At 69.2% G+C, this 6,388-nt stretch carries 7 protein-coding genes; 6 read left to right on the forward strand and 1 reads right to left on the reverse strand.

Annotated features, from left to right (window positions below; genetic code table 11):
- Nucleotides 1-150 precede the first annotated feature (150 nt).
- The 4 genes from K6I33_RS29810 to K6I33_RS29825 all read left to right on the forward strand — a co-directional run bounded on the left by K6I33_RS29810 (nt 151) and on the right by K6I33_RS29825 (nt 1,915).
- Complete coding sequence (locus K6I33_RS29810; RefSeq protein WP_229357662.1) at nt 151-330, forward strand: hypothetical protein; 180 nt, start codon at nt 151-153, stop codon at nt 328-330.
- A 160-nt stretch (nt 331-490) separates the two neighbouring features.
- The gene (locus K6I33_RS29815) at nt 491-886 is read left to right on the forward strand and encodes a BlaI/MecI/CopY family transcriptional regulator (protein ID WP_126915359.1); all 396 of its coding nucleotides are present in this window, start codon (nt 491-493) and stop codon (nt 884-886) included.
- A gap of 9 nt (nt 887-895) precedes the next feature.
- A complete protein-coding gene (locus tag K6I33_RS29820; RefSeq protein ID WP_229357657.1) occupies nt 896-1,414 on the forward strand; it encodes an amino-acid N-acetyltransferase in 519 nt (172 codons plus the stop codon).
- Between the two features lie 162 nt (nt 1,415-1,576).
- Entirely contained in the window at nt 1,577-1,915 is a 339-nt protein-coding gene (locus tag K6I33_RS29825; protein ID WP_229357658.1) for an Lsr2 family protein, read from the forward strand.
- Here the strand turns inward: K6I33_RS29825 and K6I33_RS29830 are convergent.
- Entirely contained in the window at nt 1,846-2,646 is an 801-nt protein-coding gene (locus tag K6I33_RS29830) for an SCO3374 family protein (RefSeq protein ID WP_229357659.1), read from the reverse strand. The genes K6I33_RS29825 and K6I33_RS29830 overlap by 70 nt on opposite strands.
- A gap of 481 nt (nt 2,647-3,127) precedes the next feature.
- Between K6I33_RS29830 and K6I33_RS29835 the strand changes: the two genes are divergently transcribed.
- Nucleotides 3,128-5,653 carry an ATP-dependent Clp protease ATP-binding subunit gene (locus tag K6I33_RS29835; RefSeq protein ID WP_229357660.1) on the forward strand — a complete coding sequence of 842 codons (2,526 nt, stop codon included), beginning with the start codon at nt 3,128-3,130 and terminating at the stop codon, nt 5,651-5,653.
- A 126-nt stretch (nt 5,654-5,779) separates the two neighbouring features.
- The coding region (locus K6I33_RS29840; RefSeq protein ID WP_229357661.1) for a LysE family translocator at nt 5,780-6,388 on the forward strand (609 nt) is incomplete at its 3' end.

The raw sequence follows: 6,388 nt of genomic DNA on the forward strand, positions 1-6,388 counted from the left end.
CCCGGCGGCCCGCCCGGCCTGACCCGGCCCGGTCCCGTCCGGTATTCCGGGCCGCCCGCCACCCGGGCGGCCCGGAGGAAAAGGCGGATGCGTAATCTGGACGAGTCGCGCAGTCGGCGCGAAACCCCGATCCAGAAGGAGCCGACGGCCATGGACTACGTCGCCGCGCTGGTCCCGCCCGTGGTGATGGCGATCGCCTTCACCGCGCTGGTCGTGACGATCGTCAAGAGTCAGGGTGGTGCGAACAAGGCGAAGGAAGACGCCATCGTCGATGCCGCACTGGCCCGGGTGGAAGCCGCCCAGCAGTCCTCCAAGCCCGCCAAGGCCTAGTCAGGACGCCGCGCACGGACGTACCGACGCACCCGGTGGGTGCGAGGGCGTACGTCCCGGGGCCATTCCCCGGGACGTACGCCCTTTTCGCTGCCCGGATTGCCGCGCTGATCCGCGCCGATAAACCGGCATTCGCGACATCTCCCACTATTATTCGCGTGTGGTTCGACGCCTGGGTGAACTGGAAGACGCCGTGATGACGCGCGTGTGGGAGTGGAACCGGCCGGTCACTGTCAGAGAAGTCCTGGAAGACCTTCAGCAGGAACGGTCCATCGCGTACACGACCGTGATGACCGTAATGGACAACCTGTATCAGAAGGGCTGGCTCCGCAGGGAAGCCGAAGGCCGCGCCTATCGATATGAGGCGGTCTCCAACCGGGCCGCCTACTCGGCCGCACTGATGAACGAAGCCTGGTCGCTCAGCGACAACCCCGCCGCCGCTCTCGTCGCCTTCTTCGGCATGATGTCGGCCGAACAACGGGAAGCGCTCCGCGACGCGATCCGGGTCGTGCAACTCGACGGGCCCGACGAGACCCCGGGAGCGCCGGGGCGATAGCGTCCGGTCATGTCCGCTCTAACTAAAGTCGTCACCGTCCGCAGGGCCCGCACCAGCGATGTGCCCGCCGTCCGCCGGCTCATCAACGCCTACGTACGCGACCGCATCCTGCTCGACAAAGCGACCGTGACGCTTTACGAGGACATCCAGGAGTTCTGGGTCGCCGAGCGGGACGAGGACGGTACCGTCATCGGATGCGGTGCTCTCCACGTGATGTGGGAAGACCTCGCCGAGGTGCGCACTCTGGCCGTCGACCTCGATGTCCGGGGCGGCGGAGTCGGCCACCAGGTACTGGACAAGCTGCTCCAGACCGCGCGCTGGCTCGGGGTGCGGCGTATTTTCTGCCTCACCTTCGAAGTCGACTTCTTCGCGAAGCACGGCTTCGTCGAGATCGGGGAGACGCCGGTGGACGGCGATGTCTACAGCGAGCTGCTGCGTTCCTATGACGAGGGTGTTGCCGAGTTCCTGGGTCTCGAACGAGTGAAGCCGAACACCCTTGGCAACAGCCGGATGCTTCTGCATCTGTGATCGCGGTCCCTATGTCCGAATCGCGCCCCTATCGAGGACGCCCGGAAGCCATCGTTCCCACGTGGAAGGCCAGCTGAACCTTCCCGGAGGGTTTGTGTTTTTCCGGGAAAGGCGGTTTGCTATTCCTCCGTAATCCTTTTCCGCTGATGAAAGGAATCCCCCGTGGCGCAGAAGGTTCAGGTCCTTCTTGTCGACGACCTCGACGGCGGCGAGGCCGACGAGACCGTGACGTTCGCCCTCGACGGCAAGTCCTACGAGATCGACCTCACGACCGGCAACGCGGACAAGCTGCGTGAGGCGCTCGCGGACTACGTGAAGGCGGCCCGTCGCACCGGCGGTCGCGCTTCCGCAGCCCGCGGCAAGGGCCGTGTCGCCACCGCCGCCGGCAGCCCGGACACCGCGAAGATCCGCGCCTGGGCCAAGGAGAACGGCTACAGCGTCAACGACCGCGGCCGTGTCCCGGCCGAGATCCGCGAGGCGTACGAGAAGGCCAACGCCTGATCGTCCGGCTCTTCTCCCGGTCCTCCCGGGCGATCCCCCGGCGGCTGATCCCTGCGCGTCCCCTCGGCGCGCAGCAGTCGGGCCCGGTGGCACTCCGTGGCCGCCGCACCCACGAGCCGTACGAGATCGGGGGCGCCACCGCTGCCGTCCACGCCGACAACGGGCAGCGTCGGCTCCACCTCGCACCCCGGCTCGGGAGGTCGCACCCAGACGGCCTCCGCGCCCTCCTGGGGGCCGTACGGGCCGTACCGACCGGCCCGGCCGGAGCGGCCGCGCCGGCCGCGTTCCCCCGGCCCGCCGGGATCCGAGCGGGCTCCGGCACCGACAGGAGCCGGAGCGACGATCCGGCCGCCCGTACCCAGGGCGGTCAGCTCCAGGGCCACCCCGCCCCACTCCAGCCAGCCGAGCAGCCCCGGCAGCTCGTCGGCGGTGCCCACGGCGGTCAGGAACCACATCGTCCGGCTCCGCCGGTCCAGGGCGACCGGACCGGTCGACGGAACCCGGCCGAGCACCGCGCGCCCGGCGACCGCGGGCATCCCCAGGGCGTCGAACCGGACCCCGGTGAGCAGCTCCACGGGCCGCCCGTCCGCGGTCGGCCCCGTCGGCCAGCCGAGCACGCACTCGTACCACTGGCGCCAGCGGCGCCGCGTGCCCGGATCCCGCGGACCCTGCGCTCCCGGCGGGAGCGATTCGTCCGAGGGGCGGCACGGGCGCGGGAGGACTACCGTCATGAACGGTGCAACTGTGGAAGACCCCAGAGGTTACGCGCTGTGGACGGTTGAACACTCCGCGTATAACACGGGCGGAGCGCATACGCGCACCCGGTGGTGCGGGGGTGTTCGCCCGTAGCGGATGCCCAGGGGGTGCGCCGCATGGACTGTCAGTCCTTGCGGGTAAGACATTCCCCGAGGGGAGAGGCGGTACGACGGGCCCCGGGGCGCGCCACCAGGGGTGGTGGCCGGACCGGGGGCGGGCGTGTCGGCCCAGGTGGGCGTTCGCCGTGGGCGTACTGATGGTGGGCGTATATGCCTGGCCTGCGGGAACATCGTCTCCCACCATCAGGTTGGAGCAGATGTCGGCTGTTCGGGGCAGGAGGCCAAGGACGGGTGTCGGCAGTTGGAATGAGCTGTCCCGCCCAGCGGGACTAGCATGCGGAAGGACAGGGAGGGGACCGACCCCTAACTGCCTGACCGCTCTGAGGAGCGATTAACGATGTTCGAGAGGTTCACCGACCGCGCGCGGCGGGTTGTCGTCCTGGCTCAGGAAGAAGCCCGGATGCTCAACCACAACTACATCGGCACCGAGCACATCCTCCTGGGCCTGATCCACGAGGGTGAGGGTGTCGCCGCTAAGGCCCTGGAGAGCCTCGGGATTTCGCTCGAGGCGGTCCGCCAGCAGGTGGAGGAGATCATCGGGCAGGGCCAGCAGGCTCCGTCCGGCCACATCCCCTTCACCCCCCGTGCCAAGAAGGTCCTGGAGCTGTCGCTCCGCGAGGCCCTCCAGCTCGGCCACAACTACATCGGCACGGAGCACATCCTGCTCGGCCTGATCCGTGAGGGCGAGGGCGTCGCCGCCCAGGTCCTGGTCAAGCTGGGCGCCGACCTGAACCGGGTCCGGCAGCAGGTCATCCAGCTGCTCTCCGGCTACCAGGGCAAGGAGGCCGCCACCGCCGGCGGCCCGGCCGAGGGCACCCCCTCGACCTCGCTCGTCCTGGACCAGTTCGGCCGCAATCTCACGCAGGCCGCTCGCGAGTCCAAGCTCGACCCGGTCATCGGGCGCGAGAAGGAGATCGAGCGGGTCATGCAGGTGCTGTCCCGCCGCACCAAGAACAACCCGGTCCTCATCGGCGAGCCCGGCGTCGGCAAGACCGCCGTCGTCGAGGGCCTGGCCCAGGCCATCGTCAAGGGCGAGGTGCCCGAGACCCTCAAGGACAAGCACCTCTACACCCTCGACCTCGGCGCCCTGGTCGCCGGCTCCCGCTACCGCGGTGACTTCGAGGAGCGCCTGAAGAAGGTCCTCAAGGAGATCCGCACCCGCGGCGACATCATCCTGTTCATCGACGAGCTCCACACCCTGGTCGGTGCGGGCGCCGCCGAGGGCGCGATCGACGCCGCCAGCATCCTCAAGCCGATGCTGGCCCGTGGCGAGCTCCAGACCATCGGTGCCACCACGCTCGACGAGTACCGCAAGCACCTGGAGAAGGACGCCGCCCTCGAGCGCCGCTTCCAGCCCATCCAGGTCGCCGAGCCGTCGCTGCCGCACACCATCGAGATCCTCAAGGGTCTGCGCGACCGGTACGAGGCCCACCACCGCGTCTCCATCACCGACGAGGCGCTGGTCCAGGCCGCCACCCTGGCCGACCGCTACATCTCGGACCGCTTCCTGCCGGACAAGGCCATCGACCTCATCGACGAGGCCGGCTCCCGGATGCGCATCCGCCGGATGACCGCGCCGCCGGACCTCCGCGAGTTCGACGAGAAGATCGCCGACGTGCGCCGCGAGAAGGAGTCCGCGATCGACTCGCAGGACTTCGAGAAGGCCGCTTCCCTCCGCGACAAGGAGAAGCAGCTGCTGGCCGCCAAGGCCAAGCGGGAGAAGGAGTGGAAGGCCGGCGACATGGACGTCGTCGCCGAGGTCGACGGCGAGCTGATCGCCGAGGTCCTCGCCACCGCCACCGGCATCCCGGTCTTCAAGCTGACGGAGGAGGAGTCCTCCCGGCTGCTGCGCATGGAGGACGAGCTCCACAAGCGCGTCATCGGCCAGAAGGACGCCATCAAGGCGCTCTCCCAGGCCATCCGGCGCACCCGTGCGGGCCTCAAGGACCCGAAGCGCCCCGGCGGATCGTTCATCTTCGCCGGCCCCTCCGGTGTCGGTAAGACCGAGCTGTCCAAGACGCTCGCCGAATTCCTCTTCGGCGATGAGGACGCGCTGATCTCCCTCGACATGTCGGAGTTCAGCGAGAAGCACACCGTCTCGCGTCTCTTCGGCTCCCCGCCCGGATACGTGGGCTACGAAGAGGGCGGCCAGCTGACGGAGAAGGTCCGCCGCAAGCCGTTCTCGGTGGTCCTGTTCGACGAGGTCGAGAAGGCCCACCCGGACATCTTCAACTCGCTGCTCCAGATCCTGGAGGACGGTCGCCTGACCGACTCCCAGGGCCGAGTGGTCGACTTCAAGAACACCGTCATCATCATGACGACGAACCTCGGCACCCGGGACATCTCCAAGGGCTTCAACCTGGGCTTCGCCGCCCAGGGCGACGTCAAGACCGGCTACGAGCGGATGAAGGCCAAGGTCAACGAGGAGCTCAAGCAGCACTTCCGGCCCGAGTTCCTCAACCGTGTCGACGACACGGTGGTCTTCCACCAGCTGTCCGAGGAAGACATCATCCAGATCGTCGACCTGATGATCGCCAAGGTGGACGAGCGGCTGAAGGACCGCGACATGGGCATCGAGCTCAGCGCGGACGCCAAGCTGCTCCTGGCCAAGAAGGGCTACGACCCGATCCTGGGCGCCCGCCCGCTGCGCCGGACCATCCAGCGCGAGATCGAGGACATCCTCTCCGAGAAGATCCTCTTCGGCGAGCTGCGCCCCGGCCACATCGTGGTCGTCGGCATCGAGGGCGAGGGTGAGGAGAAGAAGTTCACCTTCCGCGGCGAGGAGAAGTCGGCCCTGCCCGACACCCCGCCGGTCGAGTCCGCCGCCGGCGGCGCGGGCCCGAACCTGTCCAAGGACGCGTAAGGGTTCCTCATGGCCGAGGGGCCGGCCCCGGGACCGTCGAAAGACGGCCCGGGGCCGACCCGTTTTCGGATATCGCGGGCGCCGGAGCATGGTCTGCCGATCATCGGCTGATTACGCTGGCATTCCATGGTCATCACCGCACTGTGGTCATTCGCCCTGGTCGTAGGGCTCCTCACCATCACCCCGGGCCTCGACACCGCCCTCATCCTCCGCACCGCCGCCCGCGGCGAGCAGCGCCGGGCCTGGGGCGTCGTCCTCGGCATCCAGACCGGCACCCTGTGCTGGGGCGCCCTCACCTCGGCCGGCGTGACGGCCCTCCTGGCGGCCTCCCGCCTCGCCTACGAGACGCTGCGCTGGGCGGGGGCGGCATACCTGCTGTGGATGGGCGCCCGGATGCTGTGGGAGGCGCGGGGCCGTTCCACGGCGGAGGCGTCCTCGGCGGAGCCCGCCGAGGACACCACCCCGGGCGGCTTCGCCGCCGGCTGGCGGCAGGGGCTGGTCACCAACCTCCTCAACCCGAAGATGGGCGTCTTCTACGTCGCGGTCCTGCCGCAGTTCATCCCGGCGTCGGCGCCGCATTTCGTGATGGGGCTGGCGCTGGCGTCGGTGCACGCGGTGCTGGGCGTGCTGTGGGCAGCGGTGCTGGTGGGCTTCGCCCGGGTGCTGCGGGACTGGCTGCGGAAGCCGACGGCCCGGCGGGTCATGGACCGGGTCACGGGGACGGCGATCGTGGGG

Origin of the sequence: Streptomyces sp. UNOB3_S3, from assembly GCF_020740895.1 — a bacterium.
Classification (GTDB): Bacteria; Actinomycetota; Actinomycetes; order Streptomycetales; family Streptomycetaceae; genus Streptomyces.